Raw genomic sequence first — 20,610 nt, 5'->3', positions numbered from 1 at the left:
TGTTCAAGACGGAAACGAAAATGCAAAATGCCATAACAGACCGCGCACAGATCGATCTGGCGAACTGGCGGACGCAGCCGCACTCATCCTGGGCGTTTCATAATGCTGCCGAGCTTGTGCCGACTGCGACCATCCGCGGCGCTCGGTTGCAGGAAAGTCCGGGGTGCGAGCTGGGTGATTTCGCCGACATCATGGTCGAGGATCTCGATGGGCAGTCGCGCAGGCTGCGTGAATTTCTGGTGAGGCACCACACCGATGCCTTCGTCGTCATGCGAGGTGGCAAGTTCATCGCCGAATGGTGTGCCGATCACAATGATGCGGCCAAGCCGCATCTGGTGTTCTCCGTCTCCAAGTCGATAACTGGTCTTCTCGCCGGAGCTCTGGTCGGAAACGGCAAGCTTTCACTGGATGCTGTCGCCGGCGACTATGTTCCGGAAGCGCTTGGTTCTGCCTATGGCGACGTTCCGGTCCGCGATCTGCTCAATATGCAGGTGAGCATCGACTTCGATGAGATCTATCTCGACCGCAGCGGCGCCTTCGATCGTTACAGGCGAGCCATGCTCTGGAACCCTGAGCACAAGGATGAGGCGACGCCGGATCTCAAGAGTTTCCTGTGCACCTTGCCGAAAGCGTCACATCCGCACGGCACGAGGCACGTCTATCGCTCGCCTAACACCGACATGGCGGCGCTGGTGATCGAGCGCGCAGCCGGCGAGCGGTTTGCTGAACTGCTCAGCCGCTTGCTGTGGCAGCCGATGGGTGCACACACCGACGCGCATATCACGGTGGACCGGGCTGGAAATCCACGCGCGTCCGGCGGCATTTCGATAACGGCGCGTGATCTCGCCCGCGTCGGCGAACTGGTACGTGAGGGTGGTCGCGGTGTCATCCCCGCGGAATGGATTGCCGGTCTGTGGGAAGGCGGCGATCGTGCGATCTGGGCCGCGGGCGACCAGGTCGATTGTTTGCCGACCGGCAGCTATCGCAATTACTGGTATGAGACCGGTACGGGTGAGCTGGCGGCGATGGGAATCCATGGCCAATGGCTGTGGATCGATCCCAAAACGGAAACGGTGATCGTCAGGCAATCAGCGGAAAGCAAGCCGATTGATGAGGCAATGGATCAGGTCATGATCAGGCTGCTGAAGAAGGTCTCGGCTTTCGGCAGCTAGTCGGCTTCAGGCTTCGGGAAATTTGACGTGCTTCAGCAGGTGTTGGTAGCCGTCATTGATGTCCCGCACGATGGCGGCGCGGGCACGGGCGCCGTCATGTTCCGCGATCGCCGCCACCGCCTCGTCATGGTAGTCGATGTCGAGGATCGAGGCGAGATTGTCCTCGTAACCGGTGGTCAGGTTGCGCAGGAACGGCCCAACCTGCATCCACACCGTCTCGATCAGAAAGATCATCTGGTCGTTTCCGCAGTGGCGGTAAATCGAGAATTTGAAATTGTAGTTCTTGCGCAGGTAGTCGTTGATGACGCCTGCTTGGGCGGCTTCGGTCAACTCGGCGCAGTTGCGGCGTATCGTGCGCAGCGTGTTGCCGTTGATGCGTTGCGCGGCAAGCTCGGTCGCCGACCCCTCCAGAAGGGTGCGCACCGCCGTCAGTTGCGAAAACCGCTCGGCCGAGATGACGGGCACTTCCATGCTGCCGTTGGGCAAAGGGCTCAACGCCCTCAGGGCCTGCAAGCGCATGAAGGCGCTACGCACAGGCATATCGCTGGTTCCCAGTTCCTTGGCTACCTTTCGGGACGTCAGTTTCTGGCCGGGGGCAAACTGGCCCGACATCAGTGCGCGGACGATCTCCAGATAGACTTTCTCGTGCAGGGGGGCGGTATCGACGGCGGTCAGTCCAAGTTGCATCTTTTCGGCCATTGGCGGTGCGCTACTTCAGCTTCTGAAATCCACGCATCTAGCTACAGTTTCAAATTGCGAAGCCACAATGCATGTCGATTGCGCTCAAGCGGTCGGCGGCCGAAGCTCGCATTATTTCAAGGACATAATGGCTGTTGGCGCGAGGTATCGCAAGCGCTGCGGCTGCGCCAAGCGGCTTTTGCCGGCGACATGCACATGATCTTGCCGGCGTACAGCAATTCGCGGACGCCTAGTGTTTGGTCTTGATGGATGCAAAGTGCGATCCGAGGCTGAAATTGCGTTAGAAATATGCTTTTCAGTTGAACAAAATCATGAAATAGTCGACGCCAACAAAAAGGATTGCGAGAGAGGGTGATATGCGAAACGTCCAGGGGCATGGCAAAAAACTCTCCTATTACGACTTCGGGCACACGACCGTTTACGCATCACGTTATGACCAGCGCTTTGCCTACTGCGCCTATGTTCCGCAGGACTATGAAGAGGACGGTGACAAGACTTATCCGCTGGCAGTGATCGTGCACGGCACCGAACGCGGCATGGAGGCCTATCGCAACGGGTTTGCCGATTTCGCCGAAGCCAATGGCGTCATCGTGCTGGCGCCGCTGTTTCCGACCAGCATCTGTTTCCCGGGCGATCTGTCCTCCTACAAGATGCTGCGCCATGGCGATCTCCACTATGACGCGGTCATGCTCGACATGATCGAGGAGATGCGCGAGCGCTATCGCATCCGTGGCGAGCGCGTGATGATGTATGGCTTCTCGGGCGGCGGTCATTTCACCCACCGCTTCCTGTTTCTGCATCCCGAGCGGCTGCTTGCCGCCTCGATTGGTGCGCCCGGCGTGGTGACGCTGCTCGACTTCGACACTGATTTCTGGGTCGGCGTGCGCGATTTCGAGAAGGTCTTCGGCAAGAAGATCGACCTGGAAGCGATGCGCAAGGTCGCTGTGCAGATGATCATCGGCGGAGACGACCTGCAGACCTGGGAGATCACCATCACCAAGGATGATGCCTGGTGGATGCCGGGAGCCGACCTCGCCGGTGCAACCCGCAACGACCGCATGCGCGCGCTGAAGGCGAGCTTCGAGAAGCATGGCATCTCGGTCCAGCACGACATCGTGCCGGGCATCACGCATGACGACCTGCATCTCGTACCCAAGGTCAAGGAATTCTTCGCAAGGGCGCTGAAGCAGAATTCGGCGTCCAGCTAAGAACGAACACAATTCGTCAGCTGGAGAACAAAAGAATGGGAACAGCCTTGTTAGTGGGAAGACGACAGATCCTTAAAGGGATGGCGGCTGCATTGATGGTTACCGTCGCCTTGCCAGTGATGGCCGAGGAGGCACCGAAGAAGGGCGGCACACTTAATGTCCGCCTGAATGCCGATATTCGCGCCACCAACGGCATTCAGCGCGATGCCAACACAGATACGGTTCTGCATCAGATATTCGAGACCCTTGTCGGCTACCGCACCGACCTGTCGATCGGGCCAGTGCTGGCGGAAACATGGAAAATGTCAGAGGACGGGAAGACCTATACCTTCACGTTGCGCGACGGTGCCGTCTACCACAATGGCGACAAGGTCACTGCCGCCGATGTTAAATGGAGCTGGGAACGTCGGATGGATCCGGCCAATGAATGGCTGTTCATTACCAGTTTCGACGGCACCCAGGGCCTCAAGGTCGAATCTGTCGAGGCAGTCGATGAGCGTACCGTCACCTTCAAGCTGAATGCGCCCAACGCGCTCTTTCTGCCGCTGCTGGCTGGCATTCAGGCCAATGTCTGGGTCGCCAGCCCGAAGAATGTCGATGCTGACGGCAAATGGATCGACGGTTCCGCGATCGGCAGCGGCCCGTTCAAGCTGCAAGAATGGGTGAAGGGGCAGTATATCGCTCTCGATCGTTTTGACGGCTACAAGCCGATTGCCGAAAAGCCGAGCGGCTTCGCCGGCAGTCGCGAAGCCTATGTCGACCATGTCCGCTTCACCGTGATTCCGGATACGTCGGCTGCCGAAACCGCGTTGTTTGCCGGCGGGATCGATATCCTGCCTGGCGTCGAATCGACCCGTGTCGAGGAGGCGAAAGCACGCGGCATGAATGTCGTTTCGTCCCGAGGATTGTCGTGGACGGCTATCCTGATGCAAACCACGGACCCGCTCCTGTCCAACCCGAAGATGCGGCAGGCATTGGCACATGCCGTCGACATCGCGCAGATTGCCGCTGCCCGCACCGAAGGCCTGGCCAAAGCCGATCCTTCAGCGGTGGCGCCGGCGAGTGCCTTCTATGATGACAGCTTTTCCTCTCAATGGCCGCAATACGATCCGCAGAAGGCTCAAGCGCTGGCTGCGGAAGCTGGATACAAGGGTGAGAAGCTAAAGATCCAGACCAACACGCGCTACCAGGGCATGTATGAGAATTCGGTTCTGCTGCAGGCCATGCTGACAGCGGCTGGCTTCAACGCAGAACTGGAAGTGCTCGACTGGGCGGCCCAGCTCGACAATTATCTGGCCGGTAAATTCCAGCTGCAATCGTTCGGTTTTTCCGCCCGTTTCGACCCATCGCTGATGTACAGCACGATCATGGGCGACAAGAAGACCGATCCGACCGCACAGTGGGACAGTCCGAAGGCCTGGGATCTTTATCTCAAATCGGTTGCCACCGACAAATTTGAAGAGCGAAAGGCCGTCTTCAAACAGATGCATGCGCTGATGGCCGAAGAGGTGCCGATGCTAGGCCTCTATTTCACGCCGTCGGTGGATGCGATTTCACCAAAAGTGCAAGGCTATGCCGCCTGGCCGGCCGAAAACCCCCGCACCTGGGGTGTGTGGAAATCTGAATAGGCGTCCCGACAGATATAGATTGGATCGGGGGCTATGGGCCCCCGATCCTGTTTTATGGACCACATCCGGAAAATCCGGACGCGAGCGAATGGAGGAAGACTATGCGCACGGAGAATTTGCCAGTTGTCGACTGTGCAGGCGATGCGCGGCGGCGAGGGCAGGCGCATGGTGAGGCGCTGCGTGGCGTGATCTCCGCCAAGGTCGAGCGCTGGCGAGAAGCGATCGGCGAAGCTTACGGCACGCCGGCATCGTTGTTTCTCCCCCGTTTCCTGGATGCGACGGATTTCCGCGTGGCGATCGCGGAACATACGCCTGATCTTGCCGATGAAGTTGTCGGCATCGCCGAAGGCGCCGGATTGTCCGAGGAAACCGCCTATGCACTGCAATTGATGGATGAGGAATGGTGGTGGGGTCGCTCGAACGCTGCCCACTGCAGCAGCCTGGCGGTAGTGCCTGCCGACGGCAGGCCGGTTCTGATCGCCCAGACGATGGACTTGCCGCGCTGGCATGACGGCGCCCAGGCTTTGCTGAAGATTCACGACGAAGACCATGAATGCCTCGTTTTCACCTCCGCGGGCATGATCGGCCTGATGGGCGTGTCCGGGCGCGGGCTCGGTGTCTGCGTCAACACGCTGAGCCAACTCGCCGTCAATCCACGCGGGCTGCCGGTGGCCTTCGTCATGCGCGGCGTGTTGGCTCGAGCGTCGGCCGCGGCTGCGGCCGAGTTCCTGGGTCGGGTGCCGCACGCCTCCGGCCAGAATTATCAATTGGGTGACAGGAGCGAGGCGCGAACCTTCGAATGTTCGGCCGGTGGTGTTGTTCAGGTGCCGTTCTCGAACGGTTGTTCGCCGCACACCAACCATCCTTTGGTCAGCACGGACCGACGCGATGCGGCGGCACGCATGGAAGGCAGCGAGGATTCCCGTGGCCGGTTGGAAAGCCTGCGAACGGACATCGATGTTGTGCCTGATGCAGCAGCGGTAAAGGCCGTTCTTGCCGCACGCCGCACGGGCGGTATCGTCTCGATCACGCCGCAAAGCGCGGCATTGACCGCCTCAATGACGATCGGCTCGGTGATCTATTCGCTCGGCGAAACCATCGAGCTTTCCGTCTGCGCCGGACCTCCCAGCCACGAAAGCTGGCGAGCAATCGCCATGTGACCGATTTGGTTGGCGCGATCAGTCACGCCCGATGACTGGTCGCCGTGACAGCAGCAACTGGAATCCGATGCGCGCCTTCAGCGCGCCATGGCCTGCGGCAGCTGACCGGTTTCGGCAAAGCGGCGATCGATCAGCATCGCCGCCTCCAGCAATTGGCGCGTGTAGGGGTGTTGCGGCCGGTCGATGACATCGTCACGATCACCGATCTCGACGATACGGCCGTCCTGCATGACGGCAATGCGGTCCGCGACCTGCTCGACTGCGCCAAGATCGTGCGAAACGAACAGGCAGGCGAAATTGTGCCGGGCCTGCAACTCGCGGATCAGCAGCAGGATCTGCTTCTGCACGGTCATGTCGAGTGCCGAAACAGGCTCATCCGCCACCACGAAAGCGGGACGCCCGACAATGGCGCGGGCGATTGCCACACGCTGGCGCTGACCTCCGGACAACTGGTGCGGAAAACGGCGGCGGAAATCCGGCGACAATCCGACCTCGGCAAAAACCTGCTCGACGCGGCGCTCGCGCTCGGCAGCGTTCATCGATTTGTCGAGTTTCAGCGGCTCCGCGATGATGTCGGCAATTCGCTGACGCGGGTCGAGCGAGGAATAGGGATCCTGGAAGACGATCTGCATTTCGTGATGGCGCCCACGGTGATCCGCCGGCGCATGGCCCTCCGCGCCGAGAAAAGCGATCTGACCGGACGTCGGCTTGACCAGGCCGACAATGGCGCGGCCCAGCGTGGTCTTGCCTGATCCCGACGCTCCGACAAGCGCCAGCGTTTCGCCGCTTCGAACAGTGAGATCGACACCATGCACGGCGCGCTTGGCTTCGGTCCTGGAGAAGAACCGATTGCGGCCTGGATAGTCGATGACGACGTTCCTGACCTCGACAACCGGCTTGCCGCAATCGCCGCCACGCATGCCGCCGGCACTCCGCCGAGGCAATGCGTCGAGCAGGCGGCGCGTATAGTCGTGCTTCGGTTCGCGCAGGACTTCCGAACTTGCCCCGCTCTCCACCGCCTTGCCATCGCTCATCACGACGACGTTGGGAATGTAGTGGGAAACCATGCCGAGGTCGTGGCTGATCAGGAGGACCGCGGTGCCGTTGGCCTGTGTAAGCTCGACCATCAGGTCGAGCACGTCGCGCTGCACCAGTGTGTCCAGCGCCGTGGTCGGTTCGTCGGCGATGAGCAGTCGCGGTTTCAATAGCATGACCGAAGCCAGCATGATGCGCTGGCGCATGCCGCCGGAGAATTCGTGCGGATAGGCTGCCAGGCATTTTGCCGGTTCCTTGATGCGGATGCGCTCCAGCATCGCCAGCGAACGATCGCGGATCTCGGCCTTGTCGAGCTTGTGGTGGAGGCGCAGGCCCTCGGCCATCTGTTCGCCGATCGTGACGGCTGGGTTGAGCGAAACCATCGGCTCCTGGAACACCATGCCGATTTCTGCGCCGCGTATCTTGCGCATGGCCCTGGGTTCGATACGGGTGAGGTCATTGTCCTTGAACAGGATCCGGCTTTCCGGCGTTGCCATCAGAGGCTGTGGCAACAGGCCCAGGATGGCACGGGCAGCCATCGTCTTGCCGGAACCGGATTCGCCCACCAGTGCCATCATGTCGCCGGAAGCCAGGTCGAAACTCAGCGTATCGACGATCCGCTTGCCACTCGCGCCGATGGTGATGGTCAGGTCGCGTACCGAAAGCATGGGATTTCTCACGAAGGTCGTGCCGTCCATCATCCTTGGCCTCAGAGTTTCGGATCGAGCCAGTCGCGAACCGCATCGCCCAGCATGTTGATGCCAAGCAATGTGATCGAGATGCAGAGCCCCGGCAGCACGATGAGATGCGGCGCCTGGCTGATGTAAGGGCGGGCGGTCGACAGCATGCTGCCCCAGCTCGCCGCGGGTGGCGGAACGCCAAGGCCCAGGAAGGACAGCGCGCTTTCCGAAAGGATCACCCAGCCGAACATCGTCGTCGCCAGCACGATGATCGGTGCCACGCAATTGGGAAGCACATGGCGTGCCATGGTGATGAATTCGCTGTTGCCCATGACGCGCGAGGCTTCGACATATTCACGCTCGCGGATCGAGAGCACTGCGGAGCGCACCACACGCACGACGATCGGCATATAGGCAAGTCCCAGCGCCAGCACGATGCCATCGCGGCTCGCTCCGATCACGGCCATGATGCCGAGCGCGAGAAGCAGGCCGGGGAAGGCGAGAAAGGCGTCGTTGATCATCATCAGGATACGGTCGGTCCAGCCGCGCAGGAAGCCGGCCGCGACGCCGAGCACCGTGCCGGTAACGAGTGCGAACAGCACCGTTGCAAAGGCGATCCAGGCACTGGTGCGGGCACCATTCACCAGCCGACTGAGGACGTCGCGTCCGAATTCGTCGGCACCAAGCAGGTGTCGCGCGGAAGGGCCAGTCAACCGCGAAGGCAGGTCGAGTTTCAGCGGATCGTAGCCGACCAGCCACGGTCCGGCTATCGCCGTAACGAGGAGGAGGGTGGTGACCGTGATGCCGAAGACGGCGTTGAACTTCAAACGCGACTGTCCGAGGGCGAGCGCGATCATGCAGCAACCCTCGGATCGAGGAAGGGATAGAGCAGGTCCACGACCAGATTGACGACGACGTAGATCGCCGCCACGAACAGCATCGTGCCCTGAACCACGGGATAGTCGCGGGCATAGATGGCATCGACCAGCAGCCGGCCTAGACCTGGCAAGGTGAACACCGTTTCGATGACGGCTATGCCGCCAAGCAGGCTGCCGAGCACGAAGCCGATCAGTGTCAATGTTGGTGCGAAGGCATTCTTGAAGGCATGACGCCACATGACCGCCGCCTCCGAAAGTCCCTTGGCGCGAGCATGTGTAATGTACTCGAGTCGAGCCACTTCGATGGTGCTGGCGCGCGCCATGCGTGCGATCGGCCCGGCCTCGCTCAGCACCAGCGTGGTCACCGGCAGAACGATGTAGACGAGCGCCGGCCAGAAGCCCTGGCTGAACGGAACGTAGCCGATCACCGGCAACCAGCCGAGATGAAGCCCGAAGGCGAGCAGGAGCATGAGGCCGAGCCAGAAACTCGGGATCGACAGGAGAATGGTCGAAACCGCGATGACACCGACATCGCCCAAGCTGTTTTGGCGCCATGCGGCCAGCATGCCAGCCGGAACGGCAATCAGCGCAGCGATGAAGACGCCGACGAGCACGATGGTGGCCGAAACGGAAAAGGCATTCAGCATGAGCGGCAGGACGTCCTGCCCGGTGCTGATCGACGTGCCGAAATCGCCGGTCAGCACATTGCCGATCCAGATCAGGTATTGAGCGACGACGGGCTTGTCCAGGCCCATCTGGACGCGCATGGCCTCGACCTGACCAGGCTTGGCAAGATCACCGAGCATCAGGGCGGCAGGGTCTCCTGGGATGAAGCGGAGCAGGCCGAACACGGCTATCGACACCAGGATCAGTGTCGGGATCGCGCTGGCGATACGGGTGAGGATAAAGCGGGTCATCTTTCTCCCACGGCACGGGCAATGGTTTCGCTGGGATCGTCCTTGTGCTCCATGCGGGCAAGCACGGCCTCTTCCATGGCAAGGTCGTAGCGGGTGAAGACCCGGCATTCGGCAGGCAAGGGCGCGATTTCCATGAAGCCGGCGGCTGGTTCGAAAATAATCATCGCCACCGTTGCTGAAATGTTGCCGCCTTCCTTGCGGAAGGGTGGTCTGCACACGCTGAGCGGCCAGGCGAACTCATCGAAAAGCGCGTCCTTGAGATCGATGGCTGTGATGCTGCCGTGGCTCTTCATCAGCCGACGTTTTACCCGGTAGTCACGGTAGAAACTGTCCGGCACGTCTTTCAGACCGGTTTCCCTGAGTTTCGAGAGCGCGACCGCGCTCTGCCAATGGTTGGCATGCACGATGAGGTCATTGTCAGGGTAGATGGAGAAGGCTTCGTCCGGGGCACATTCCAGGTCGACGGCGAAGCCTTCCGCAGTGGACAGGATCATGTTGTTGGAACCCGATTTCGGCGTGATCGCCACGATGCGCACGGCATCCGCGAAATGCGCGGCCTCCAGCGCCCGGCGTCTGATGAAGGGCAAGGGAATGCCGATCTCGCGATAATCGCGATCCGATTCCAGATAATTGGCGGTGATGCCGATGCCGGCAGCGTTGAAGCCGCTGCGGGCCAGCCCGCCGGCTTCGGTGAATGTCAGCAGGTCGGGGCCGTCGTCGCGGCGGATACGCAGTACGATGGAGGTTTCGGCGCACTCGGCGCGCCAATCCCAGTTCTGGCCATGGATCAGCCTGCCGTCGCGCGTTGCATCCGGCAGGATCACGGCGCCGGTACAGCCATCCGGCTCGTCATCGACAATGCCTTTCTCACGTCGCGCCAGCTGCAACACTTCGGTGCGGGCATTGACCATGAGGACCGACGTCAGGTCGACATTGGCGCCGGCCGCTATGCCCTCCATCTCCTCGACAAGATCGGGGGCCCATTCCTTGAGGCGGGGGAGGAAGAGCCCGCAGAACCGGCTGATCTCCTCGCGAGCGAAGCCCAGCTTCTCCAATTGCGAGGCATAGAGCGAAATCGACAGGACAATGCGCTCCCGCGCTTGCTCGCCATAGGCCCGACCGCGCTCGGATGGACTTCCGCTGACGTCGACGAGTGGGAAGGGCGGAACGACTGTCATGCGGTTACCTCGAAAGCGATGATGATTGATCATAATGCATTTTGATTGCATGAAAAGCATTATATTTGGAAATTCATCCCCTTCGTTATGTCGTGTGACCTGACTATAATGCTGTGATCCAGGAGGGTGCATGAACCGACATGACGAGGATGGTGATCGTGGCGAGGCGGCAAGCCCGCTGCAGATCGATCTGGCTCGACGCATCCTCGATCGCATCCGCGATTCAGGTTGGGGTGTTGGAACTCGCCTTTCCGTGCCGGATCTCGCACGTACCTTCGGCGTTTCGCGCTCGCCCGTGAGTGGTGCGCTCGAACTCCTGGTCTCCAAGGGCATTCTGGCGCCGTTGGAGACACGGGGGCTGCAGGTCGCGCTCGACGTCACCGGCCTCGACACAGCAGAGGTGCTGCCCAGTTCCCCGCTTGAGGAGCTATACCGGCGCATGATGCGCGAGCGTGCGCTCGGAGAGTTGCCACAGGAGGTTTCTGAGGCCGAACTGATACCGCGTTACGGCGTTTCGCGCGGGATCATCCGCAAGCTCCTTTTGCGTTTCGCCGCTGAGGGTCTTGTGCAGCGGCTGCCCGGCCATGGCTGGCGTTTCGCAGACTCGCTGGTGGGCGAGGATGCCTATCGCGAGAGCTATGAATTCCGTGCGGCTGTTGAATGCGCGGCCCTTCGTTCGGCAGGCTTCCACGCCGACCCGCAGGTGCTGACCTCAGTGAGGCGGGCGCATGAGCGTGTGCTAAGCGACACCGACAGCATCGGCGGCGACGAGTGGTTCCGTATCAATGCGTCATTCCACCAAGGGCTGGCTATTTGCTCGGGTAATCGCTTTCTTGCCGACGCGGTACGCCAGCAGAACAATCTGCGCCGCATGCAGGAATCTGCTGGGTTTGACGAGCTTCCCTCCGAACGGATCGAACAATCCTGTCGCGAGCACCTGGCAATTCTTGACGCCATCGATGCCGGCGAAATGGAATGGGCGGAAGCGCTGCTGCGACAGCACCTCAGGCAGGCGTCCGAATTTGCAACCTTGGCATAGCGGGAAACTATGAAGGGCTTTGATTGACCTCCAATCAAGCGCTCCTTGCTGCCTCATGGAGAGGCTTGGCACGTGAAGCGATTCGTCCATCGGGACGGAAAGCCGATCGCCAGCATCAAAAAGTTTTTGCCATCACAGCAAAGCGGGCCGGCCTGTCCAGGGAGGGACCCCCCTTACAGCCGACCTCACACGACGACCATTGCAAATGCCGGGAGTTAATGAATATTAACTCTGGATAGCCGTCTTGGCCTTAAGTCTTATTCCCTATTGCTAATTAACCATGCTGATTATGTAAGCTAGCGCCAAGATAGCAATGTTTTATCTTGGAGAGGGGCTGGGCGGATATATCCTGAAGTATCCGGATTTGCATTCGATGCAATGAGGTGGCCCGGTATGAACACGCTGATCCCCCCGCCTAGCGAGCAGAATTCTCAGCAACGACGCCCTCACGCCGCATCGCCGGCTCAGCATTTCACGCAAGGCGACGTTACCCCGCTTCGCGAATTCCCACTGGAGGAAACCCATAGCTTCAACCAACTCGATTCCTGTCGCACTCTTCGAACGAGTGCCGGCCGAAATTGGGAAAACGTATACATATCGAAGCAGATCGAAGATCCCAACGAGGGTATTTTCCGGGCGAGCCCGCATCTTTTCATCAGCCTGACAAGATCCGGCTCAACGCGGGTAATGTGCAACGTTCAATCGCAGGAATACCGAGCGTATCTCCATCCGGGACAATTGAGCATCCTGGCGCCGAACCAGCCGGTGAATATGAAATGGGACAGGCGTATCCACACGACCCATCTTTATCTTCGAAACACGTTTTTGACCGAGGTTGCGGGCGATATCACCAGAAATCAATCGACCTCGATCGATGTGGTTGGCAGGCTGGCTTTTATGGATCCCCTGCTCGAAGGATTGGTCACCGCCATCGATGACGCAATGGAACTGGAGATAGAAGGAACCCGTCCTTACGTGGAGCATCTCGCACGCGCTGCGGCGTGCCATGTGCTTCGCAAATACTCGACTTTACGCTCGCCGCAGGTTTTGGAAGACTCCTCCGGGGAGCTCACCCGCAGCCAAATCGCACGCTTTCGGGAAATGGTCGACACCCGGCTAAGCCAGAAGTTGACGCTGACCGATCTGGCCGAAGGGAGTGGGTTGTCGACGGGACATTTTGCCCATCTTTTCAAGCAGGCCACCGGAACGACACCTTACCAATATCTGCTTCACAGCCGGATCGACCGCGCGCGGTACCTGTTGGCAAAGACGTCGATGCCCGTCGTTCGCATTGCCGCAGAATGCGGATTTTCGGATCACGTGCACTTTACGAGAGTGTTCTCGAAAACTGTTGGTCAACCCCCTGCTGCTTTCCGCAAACACGCTTCGGATTGAACCGCTGCAAAAGCCACCTAGGAAATATCTCCACTTAAAAGTTTCTCCGAGCCTGCGGCCAACGTCGTCTGATTGCCAGCACTGCTAAAAAAGCGAAGCCTGCACGTCTGCTCACTCATCTTGCCGTCTCCCTCCGCCGAAAAGCACGATGTGCCAGATCGGCACACTTCAGATTGGCACGCAGCCGACGACCCGGAAGGATGCCTGTCCACAATGATAAGCCTCGTCTGCCAGCTTTCCGCCGCAATCTGGCCTTTAGTACAAGAGCAACCTGAAGTGATACGCAGACGAGCCCCAAGCAAACCCGGTGGCTAAGAGGCCCAGCCGGCGCCAGCGGCGCCCAAAGAGCGGTACAATTATCAGAATTCCATGCCCCTCTGTTTTATCCTCAACCCGGTTAACTGGCTGGAAGATCGAAATTCGCAGGTATTTCTGATCTCGTTTCCTTCTGGCCCGTTTCTTGCTGCCTGATGCGTGGGATCGGATTGCTTGGGAGGAGGAAAGACCAACATGGCTATCCAAATCATCACGGCGGCAGCCGGATATTACGTGGTCTGGCCTGCGCCGGATACCGTGCGAGGCTTCGGCCGCTCGCCCATCACTGCCTGGCAGATCATCCTCGATGATGAAGGTCTGGCCGGTTGGTCTGAGCCCGTGGTCGAAGGTGTCATATGCTCCGAGCACTATGCGATCCTGTGCCCCGACGGCACCGTGCAGGAATCCGACAGCGGCGTCTATCACGATACACTCGACGATTGGGCGCGCGTCTTTGCTCGCAGGGCTACGGCGTAGTCAAAATCGAATCCGGTCGATTCACTTCCGGAATGCGAACTCCTGCAATTGGAAAATTCAAAAACACAGCCGAAACGCATAGCGGGCAGGGCGATCGTATCGACCCGCATTAGAGAACGGAAGTACGGCACACGCTCTTCGGCAATGCCGGAAATATCTGCGCTTCGAATCTGTCCTGGTCTGATCCATTCCCCATTGCGATGACCGCCAAGCCGGTATCATATCGAGCCGCCTCACCCCAATAGACAGGCAGTATAACTACTGGATCGTCGAGCTCCCTCAGATTCTTGCGACGAGGCACCTCCGGCCCCTTTATCGCGATGCGACGGCATTGCGGACACTCAAGCCGTCGCGCTTTTTGACGATTGTCTGGAATCATTTGCGCAAAATCGGAATTGGGCTGTAAATTCTTGACTCCTTTGGGTTCTATGCGACGCTGGTATCGCTCGAAGTAAACTCAAAGGAGATTTTCAAATGCTTAGTTTTTTATTCGGTGGCAGCACTACTGGAACTTCGACTGTCGACCAAATCAATGAATATCATTACGATCGTTCTGGTGAAGTAACCTTTGATGACGCCTATCTTAACTTTATGAATGGTGGCGGCCATCTTGGCATGGGAGCTGCTATGCTTGTCGGCAGCGCCTGGACAGGCATCGCTCTGACACCTTCGCTGGTGCTCGATTCCCTGCAGGCTGACGACGGCGTGCATATCGCCTGATTGGCCCTCCTTGACCGAACAGGTGCTGCCTTTTTGGCCGTCGCCAGTTCGATGTGTCAAAGCGTCTCCCGAGCGGCGCTGGTCGCTGCGAGGAACTGTGTCCTCGCAGCGGCTGATGCTCAGGATCTTGCGAGTGCAATTCAATGGGCAGCCGCTCCTTGAATGAAGAGTTTAAGTCTGTCGTCCTGATCTTGTCGTTGTGAGAAGTAACGAAGGGCCTCCAGTTATGTCCTTGGCTGATGCAACCGCGCTGTTTCGACCGACCAAAAAGCGTGCGGAGACCGAGATCGGCTCGGCGATAAGATCGCTTCGTCCCTACATCATTGCTGTAGGCATCTTCTCGAGCACGATCAATTTACTCTACCTCAGCTCCCCCCTTTATCTAATGCAGGTCTACAATCGCGTGTTGAGAAGCGAAAGCATTCCCACGCTCCTCCTGCTTACGCTTATCCTGATTGTCGCACTGCTCGTGATGGCTGTCCTAGATGCCATGCGTGCCCAGATGTTGACGCGCTGCGGCATCCTGCTTGACGAAAAACTGGCGAGCCGCGTGTTTTCCGCGCTCGTGCAAAAATCATCCAGAAGCGGATATTCGCTTGGAGCTTTGCCGTTGCGGGAACTGGACGAGTTCCGCGCGTTCGTCACCGGTCCGGGGATCCATTTTCTATTCGATGTCCCCTGGATCCCGCTTTACCTCATCCTCCTTTATCTCATCCATCCCATTCTAGGTGTCGTTGCAACGGTCGGGGCCGTGCTGCTGCTGGTCCTCGCTTTCGTAAACGAGGCCGTCACCCGTAAGCCCATGGATGATGCCCAGGCCGCTGCCAGGCGATCTTTCGTCTTTACAGAAAACATCATGCAGCACGCGGATGTCATTCATGCCATGGGGATGCAGTCTGCCGTGGAACGCCACTGGCAGGGAAGTCGCGCCGGAATGCTTGTCAGGCAGGCTTTCGCGAGTGATCGCAACGCACTGATTTCGGCTGCCATCCGGTTTACCAGGCTTCTGCTTCAATCACTGATATTGGGCACCGGTGCGTGGCTTGCGATTGACCACGCCATCAGTCCTGCGACGATTTTTGCGGCCAGCATCATCATGGGGCGCGCAATCATACCCGTCGAACAAGCCGTAACTGCGTGGAAGCAAGCAGCTGGAGCCCGGGCCGGCTATCAGCGGATCAGAGACCTCCTGAACGACGTTCCTGTAAGCGATGCCAAGACGATCGTCCCGACCAATGAAATCGTGCTGGATGTGAAAAATCTCTCCTACCGTGTCGCAGGGCGCCCGAAGCCGGTGCTGGAGGACATTTCCTTCAAGATCGGAGAGGGCGAAGCCCTAGCGGTTGTCGGTCCAAGCGCTTCGGGAAAGAGCACGCTGTCCAAGTTGCTTATCGGAGCCCTTCAGCCGGCCGAAGGCGATATCTCGTTCGGCGGACTGAACTATTCACACTGGGATCAAGCGGAATTTGGCCGCATAACCGGATATCTGCCCCAGGACGTGGGGTTGTTCGCCGGCAGCGTTCGAGAAAATATCTCGCGCTTTAATGACACCTCCATCGAGCAGATCATGGAAGCGGCAACACTCGCAGGCATCCATGAGATGGTGCTGTCCTTGCCTAAGCAATACGACACGATGCTGGGGCCGGGCGGACTGGGGTTATCGGGCGGACAGCGCCAACGCATCGGGCTGGCAAGGGCTCTGCTCGGGCGCCCGCGGCTGCTGGTCCTGGATGAGCCAAACGCGCATCTGGACGTAGAGGGTGTCCGCGCGCTCAGCAAGGCCTTGTTCCTTATCAAGGCGCAGGGAACGGCGGTCGTGGTGGTTACCCATCAGCCCGCCATCCTCAGCGTGGTCGACACCGTTCTGGCGCTGAATTCCGGCAAAGTCGACAGGTTTGGGCCGCCAGAGAGCTTCGCAGCTCCTGCTTTGCCAAGCTGAGGAACAGCTCATGACCACCATTACAGTTCCCGACAGCGCGGCATATCGCAATCCCTGGCGTCCCGCCGTCTGGGGGGCGGCTTCATTGTTGGCCTTTGTGCTGCTGGTTGTCGGCTGGGGCTATGTGGCACCGCTATCGAGCGCGGCAATTGCCGAAGGAAGCCTGCAGGTGCAGGCGCAGAGGCAGTCGGTGGCACACCCGTACGGTGGTATCATCTCCAGGCTCCTGGTCTCGGAGGGCCAGTATGTCGAGCGTGGTCAGCCATTGATCGAGCTCGACGGGACGGAGTCTCGAGCAAAGCTCGATATAGCCAAGGCCGAGGTCATGACCCTGGTGGCTCGTCAGGCACGTCTGTTGTGTGAGCGCGACAATGCCGATTCCAGTTGCCTTGAAAAATTCCGGGCGAAAGCCAACCCCTCCGAGGGGATGGAAGAAACAGTCGCCAACGAATCTGCAGTGAAGGTTGCGCGAGCCCATCAATACGAGGCCGAGAAAGGCATGCTCGTCTCCAAGGTCGCTCAGCTTCGCGAGAAGATTGGCGGATTGCAGGCGCAAAAAGAGGGGCTGTCGAAGCAGAACGCCCTGATGCTTGAAGAGATGGAAGGCACCCGAAAGCTGGCCAAATCGGGGTACGCGCCCAAGACACGCGTGCTGGAACTGGAAAGAGCAACGGCCCGGATCCTTGCCGATATGGGCTCACGCACAGCCGAGATTTCCACGGCGACGCAGGAAACCGGCGAGGCTGAGCTGGCCATCGCCAAGCTGGACCATCAGCGGATCAATGAGATCGTCGATCAGATCCGAACAACGCAATCGTCGTTGGCCGAGGCGTTGCCAAAATTCAAGGCGGCGCAGGACGTAATGGATCGAACGGTCATCAAATCGCCTGCCAGCGGTTCCATCGTCGATCTGTCCGTATTCACGGAAGGTGGGGTGGTTCAAGCCGGCCAACGGCTCATGGACATTGTTCCCGCCGACAATCCGATCATCGTCGAAGCCCGGTTGCCGCTCTCCGACATCAATGGTGTCAAGACAGGAGCAGCCGCCAACATCTGGCTGACCGGCGTGCCCAGAAATGAACGCCCGCAGCTGCGCGGCGAAATAATCAGCATATCGGCGGACAAGATCACGGATTCACGATCCGGACTTAACTACTTCGCGATCCGCACCAAGATCAATTCCGATGACCTGCGCAATTCAACGGTTCCCCTGCAACCAGGGATGCCGGCGGAGGTGGTGGTCACGAACGGATCCCGGACCCTGATAGCCTATCTGCTTGGGCCGCTTCTTGATGAAGTCGGGCATGCGTTTCGAGAAGAATGAGGATCAACCCATGGCAAATGTAGACAAATTGGATGGTCGCAAAGGCCGTCGTTCAGACAACAAAACTGAAACCGGCAAGGCGGACACGCTGAATTTTGCACTTACGGCCGGCGCTGTGGGGCTGGGTCTTGCGTTGATCGACCTGAAGGAAGCGGCTGCCGCCGCAACGGATTCCAAGTCCGCCTTCGAGCGCGACGATGATCGCAGATCAGACTCTTCTGCAGATCAAGCCATGTCCGGCATCGATCACTCGAGGGCCGCCGATCACCATGACAATCGCGCGGATGGTGGACCGGCCGTCGCAAGCGGGGGTGAAACCGGCGCGCAGGCGCCAGGTGTGTTGAGTTCGGAGACCTCGCCCGTGGTCGCACAAGAGGCGCCGGAATCGGCATCTTCCCAGGCCGCAGCGGATGACGCTCTCAGCGGAAATACCGTGCACGATGCGGGAACAGTGATCGCATCGGTGGATACCGGCATTTCAACGGCGGCCGTTCACACGAATTCCGAAGAAGTTGGAGCCTTCGAAGGCGTGCACGGCACGTCGTCTGTCATCAGTTCGGTCGTAGAGACGGCTGCTCCTTCCGGCGGCGCCTTGGGCGGGGTCGGGGCACTGCTGGAAACGGTCGATCATGTCGCAAGCAACCTGCTTGGAAATGGCGGCGTGCTCGATATCGCGCCGGTGATTGGAGACACCGTTCACAGCCTTGTTGGCAAAGATGGTGTTCTGGGAGGCCTTGTTGGGGAGCACGATGGCGATGTCCTTGCGGGCCTGGCAGACACCGGCAGCGTGTTAGTTGAAGGTCTGGCTGGGAAAGGCGGCACCCTCGACGGCCTTGTCGGCAATGGTGATGGTGGGATCCTTTCCGCCCTGGTCGGCGGTCACGGAGGCATCCTGAGTGGCCTTCTCGGTGCCGGCTCTGGAGCGGCGGCAGGTGAAGTCGCGACAACATCCGACAATACGGCTTCGACACAGGGTGCCTCGACGCAGAACATTGCGACGACGGGAGCGCAGGCGCATGTCGATTCCGCGGCGCCATCAAACATGTTCGAGATGGCGCACTCGGCGCTTCAAATTACGGAAGGCGTCGCCGATGCGATCACCCCGATACTGACATTTGTCGGTCAGCCGATCATCGAGGATGACGCACACACCGATACGGACCACGCAAGCAGCGTCTCGGCTCACCATATCGCTTAAAGGGACGCGTCGAGATCTGGTTTTGTAGCAACAAGAACTCTCGATGTTGACATAGCCAGGGATGCGAACAGCGGCGGCAAAATGTGCCGGTTGCCAGCCTGCGGTTCATGTCACGTTTCTCACCAGGCCGTAGAGTTCCGCGGCCTCCAGTTGGCATCCCTATGGGACATCCGCTGCCCGCAAAGAAGGAATTGGCGGTGCGTTTCAGTCAATACTTCTGGGTAATAGACAATGACGACACTCAGGATATGTGAAAGAATTTGATTATTGGATTTGATAGAGCTGTTTAATAGAGGAATTTCGAATGAGAAATTGCGTCTGGTAAAACCGATTATGGCTTGAGTTATTAAAAAGTATTTTGCCAATCATGTATCATGAAGCGTGTCGGCATTAACGCCGACACGAAGATATTCTTTTAGATGGAAATTTTTTCTTGGTTTGCCGTGCGGCAGACCGTGAGCGCGTTCGCGCGCGCCAAACTCTGCTGAGGAGGCAACGGACGTGGCAAGCATCCCAAATTCGCTTCCGGGACGGCAGCAACCGCTGTACCCGTGCCACCAGGCGAGGCGAAGCCTCCCATCTCGGCGGATCCCACTCTGTTCGCCGTGCCGAGCAAAGCGGCCCTCGCAGTGCCCCAGGCATGACAATCCTTCATTCGCAGATCAAATCGGAAAAATTTAGCCGGCTTCTAAAAAGCCCCTCGGGAGGCGCGCGCCGATACCATTGATCGTGCGCAGCACCACAAGGACAACTGACAGGAGAGTGTATCATGGCTAGCATCAGCAGGCGTTCTCATTTCCTCCTTTCCACGGCAACAGCTGCGTTGCTGACGGCGGTCGTCGCTCAAGTGGACAGCGCTGATGCTCGCGACCGAGCGGGCGGAGGCATTGGCGGCTCGGTCGGAGGTGGCTCGGTTGGAGGCCTTGGTGGTTCGCTGGGCGGGCCTTCGGTTGGCGGTCAGTCGTCTAGCGGCGGCCCCTCCATAGGCGGCGCTTCGATCGGTGGCTCGGCCTCGGTTGGTGGTGCCTCGATCGGAGGTTCGGCCTCGATTGGTGGCAAATCGACTGATGGCAGCCCCTCCGTTGGCGGCGCCTCGATCGGTGGCTCGGCCTCGGTCGGTGGTGCCTCGATCGGCGGTTCAGCTTCTGTTGGTGGCAAGTCGTCCAGTGGCAGCCCCTCTGTTGGCGGCAGATCGTCAACTGGGGCCTCGGTTGGAAGTAGGTCGTCAGGAGGCGCTTCGATAGGTGGCAAGGCCTCAGTCGGTGGCAAGTCGTCAGGAGGGGGTGCCTCGATAGGTGGCAAGTCTGGCGGCAAGTCGTCCAAAGGTGGCGCTTCGATCGGAGGCAAGTCTGGCGGCAAGGCCTCAATTGGTGGCAAATCGTCAAAAGGCGGCGCTTCGATCGGAGGCAAGTCTGGCGGCAAGGCCTCAATCGGCGGCAAGTCGTCAGGAGGCGGCGCCTCGATCGGCGGCAAGTCTGGTGGCAAGGCCTCGGTCGGCGGCAAGTCGTCCAGAGGTGGCGCTTCGCTAGGAGGCAAATCTGCCGGCCGAGCGTCGACCAGCGGTAGGTCGATCGGTGGGATCGGTGGTACTGCAAGCGGCGGTATCGGCGGCTCCCTGGGTGGCGCGCTTGGCGGCCTTGGTGGTGTC

General features: G+C 59.4%; 16 protein-coding genes and 1 pseudogene. 12 read left to right on the top strand and 5 right to left on the bottom strand.

Annotated elements, in window-relative coordinates:
• Positions 1–20: 20 nt before the first annotated feature.
• Positions 21–1,172 carry a serine hydrolase gene (locus tag AO692_RS25095; RefSeq protein ID WP_054312800.1) on the top strand — a complete coding sequence of 384 codons (1,152 nt, stop codon included), beginning with the start codon at positions 21–23 and terminating at the stop codon, positions 1,170–1,172.
• 6 nt (positions 1,173–1,178) lie between these two features.
• Here the strand turns inward: AO692_RS25095 and AO692_RS25090 are convergent, their stop codons facing one another.
• Positions 1,179–1,871, bottom strand: a complete 693-nt coding sequence (locus AO692_RS25090; RefSeq protein WP_054312799.1) for a GntR family transcriptional regulator — start codon at positions 1,869–1,871, stop codon at positions 1,179–1,181.
• Between the two features lie 356 nt (positions 1,872–2,227).
• Here AO692_RS25090 and AO692_RS25085 point away from each other — a divergent pair, with 356 nt between their 5' ends.
• The 3 genes from AO692_RS25085 to AO692_RS25075 all read left to right on the top strand — a co-directional run bounded on the left by AO692_RS25085 (position 2,228) and on the right by AO692_RS25075 (position 5,867).
• Entirely contained in the window at positions 2,228–3,079 is an 852-nt protein-coding gene (locus tag AO692_RS25085) for a hypothetical protein (RefSeq protein WP_054312798.1), read from the top strand.
• A 95-nt stretch (positions 3,080–3,174) separates the two neighbouring features.
• Complete coding sequence (locus tag AO692_RS25080; protein WP_244483491.1) at positions 3,175–4,707, top strand: ABC transporter substrate-binding protein; 1,533 nt, start codon at positions 3,175–3,177, stop codon at positions 4,705–4,707.
• 101 nt (positions 4,708–4,808) lie between these two features.
• Complete coding sequence (locus AO692_RS25075) at positions 4,809–5,867, top strand: C45 family peptidase (RefSeq protein WP_054312796.1); 1,059 nt, start codon at positions 4,809–4,811, stop codon at positions 5,865–5,867.
• A gap of 77 nt (positions 5,868–5,944) precedes the next feature.
• On the opposite strand, the gene AO692_RS25070 is transcribed toward AO692_RS25075, so the two are convergent.
• The 4 genes from AO692_RS25070 to AO692_RS25055 are packed head-to-tail and all read right to left on the bottom strand — an operon-like array spanning position 5,945 to position 10,555.
• Positions 5,945–7,603 carry an ABC transporter ATP-binding protein gene (locus tag AO692_RS25070; protein ID WP_054312795.1) on the bottom strand — a complete coding sequence of 553 codons (1,659 nt, stop codon included), beginning with the start codon at positions 7,601–7,603 and terminating at the stop codon, positions 5,945–5,947.
• 8 nt (positions 7,604–7,611) lie between these two features.
• Positions 7,612–8,439, bottom strand: a complete 828-nt coding sequence (locus AO692_RS25065) for an ABC transporter permease (RefSeq protein WP_054312794.1) — start codon at positions 8,437–8,439, stop codon at positions 7,612–7,614.
• A complete protein-coding gene (locus AO692_RS25060; RefSeq protein ID WP_054312793.1) occupies positions 8,436–9,377 on the bottom strand; it encodes an ABC transporter permease in 942 nt (313 codons plus the stop codon). The genes AO692_RS25065 and AO692_RS25060 overlap by 4 nt, the downstream gene beginning before the upstream one ends.
• Positions 9,374–10,555, bottom strand: coding sequence for a C45 family peptidase (locus AO692_RS25055; protein WP_054312792.1), 1,182 nt, complete (start codon positions 10,553–10,555; stop codon positions 9,374–9,376). The genes AO692_RS25060 and AO692_RS25055 overlap by 4 nt, the downstream gene beginning before the upstream one ends.
• 130 nt (positions 10,556–10,685) lie before the next feature.
• Between AO692_RS25055 and AO692_RS25050 the strand changes: the two genes are divergently transcribed.
• The 8 genes and pseudogenes from AO692_RS25050 to AO692_RS25020 all read left to right on the top strand — a co-directional run.
• Entirely contained in the window at positions 10,686–11,594 is a 909-nt protein-coding gene (locus tag AO692_RS25050; RefSeq protein WP_054312791.1) for a GntR family transcriptional regulator, read from the top strand.
• 393 nt (positions 11,595–11,987) lie between these two features.
• Complete coding sequence (locus AO692_RS25045; RefSeq protein ID WP_054312790.1) at positions 11,988–12,989, top strand: AraC family transcriptional regulator; 1,002 nt, start codon at positions 11,988–11,990, stop codon at positions 12,987–12,989.
• 510 nt (positions 12,990–13,499) lie between these two features.
• On the top strand, positions 13,500–13,781 hold the full coding sequence (locus AO692_RS25040) for a hypothetical protein (protein ID WP_054312789.1): 282 nt from the start codon (positions 13,500–13,502) through the stop codon (positions 13,779–13,781).
• A gap of 474 nt (positions 13,782–14,255) precedes the next feature.
• Positions 14,256–14,501 carry a hypothetical protein gene (locus tag AO692_RS32445; protein ID WP_082407549.1) on the top strand — a complete coding sequence of 82 codons (246 nt, stop codon included), beginning with the start codon at positions 14,256–14,258 and terminating at the stop codon, positions 14,499–14,501.
• A gap of 232 nt (positions 14,502–14,733) precedes the next feature.
• Positions 14,734–16,440: a type I secretion system permease/ATPase gene (locus AO692_RS25035; protein WP_244483486.1), complete on the top strand. Its 1,707-nt coding sequence runs from the start codon at positions 14,734–14,736 to the stop codon at positions 16,438–16,440.
• A gap of 10 nt (positions 16,441–16,450) precedes the next feature.
• Positions 16,451–17,764, top strand: coding sequence for an HlyD family type I secretion periplasmic adaptor subunit (locus AO692_RS25030; protein WP_054312788.1), 1,314 nt, complete (start codon positions 16,451–16,453; stop codon positions 17,762–17,764).
• 10 nt (positions 17,765–17,774) lie between these two features.
• Positions 17,775–18,962, top strand: a complete 1,188-nt coding sequence (locus AO692_RS25025; RefSeq protein WP_210168307.1) for a hypothetical protein — start codon at positions 17,775–17,777, stop codon at positions 18,960–18,962.
• Between the two features lie 769 nt (positions 18,963–19,731).
• Positions 19,732–20,610: pseudogene (locus tag AO692_RS25020) on the top strand (hypothetical protein); the annotation flags it as partial.

The organism is Mesorhizobium sp. 1M-11 (assembly GCF_001303895.1).
GTDB lineage: Bacteria > Pseudomonadota > Alphaproteobacteria > Rhizobiales > Rhizobiaceae > Mesorhizobium.
This window is presented reverse-complemented; position numbering and strand designations above follow the sequence as displayed.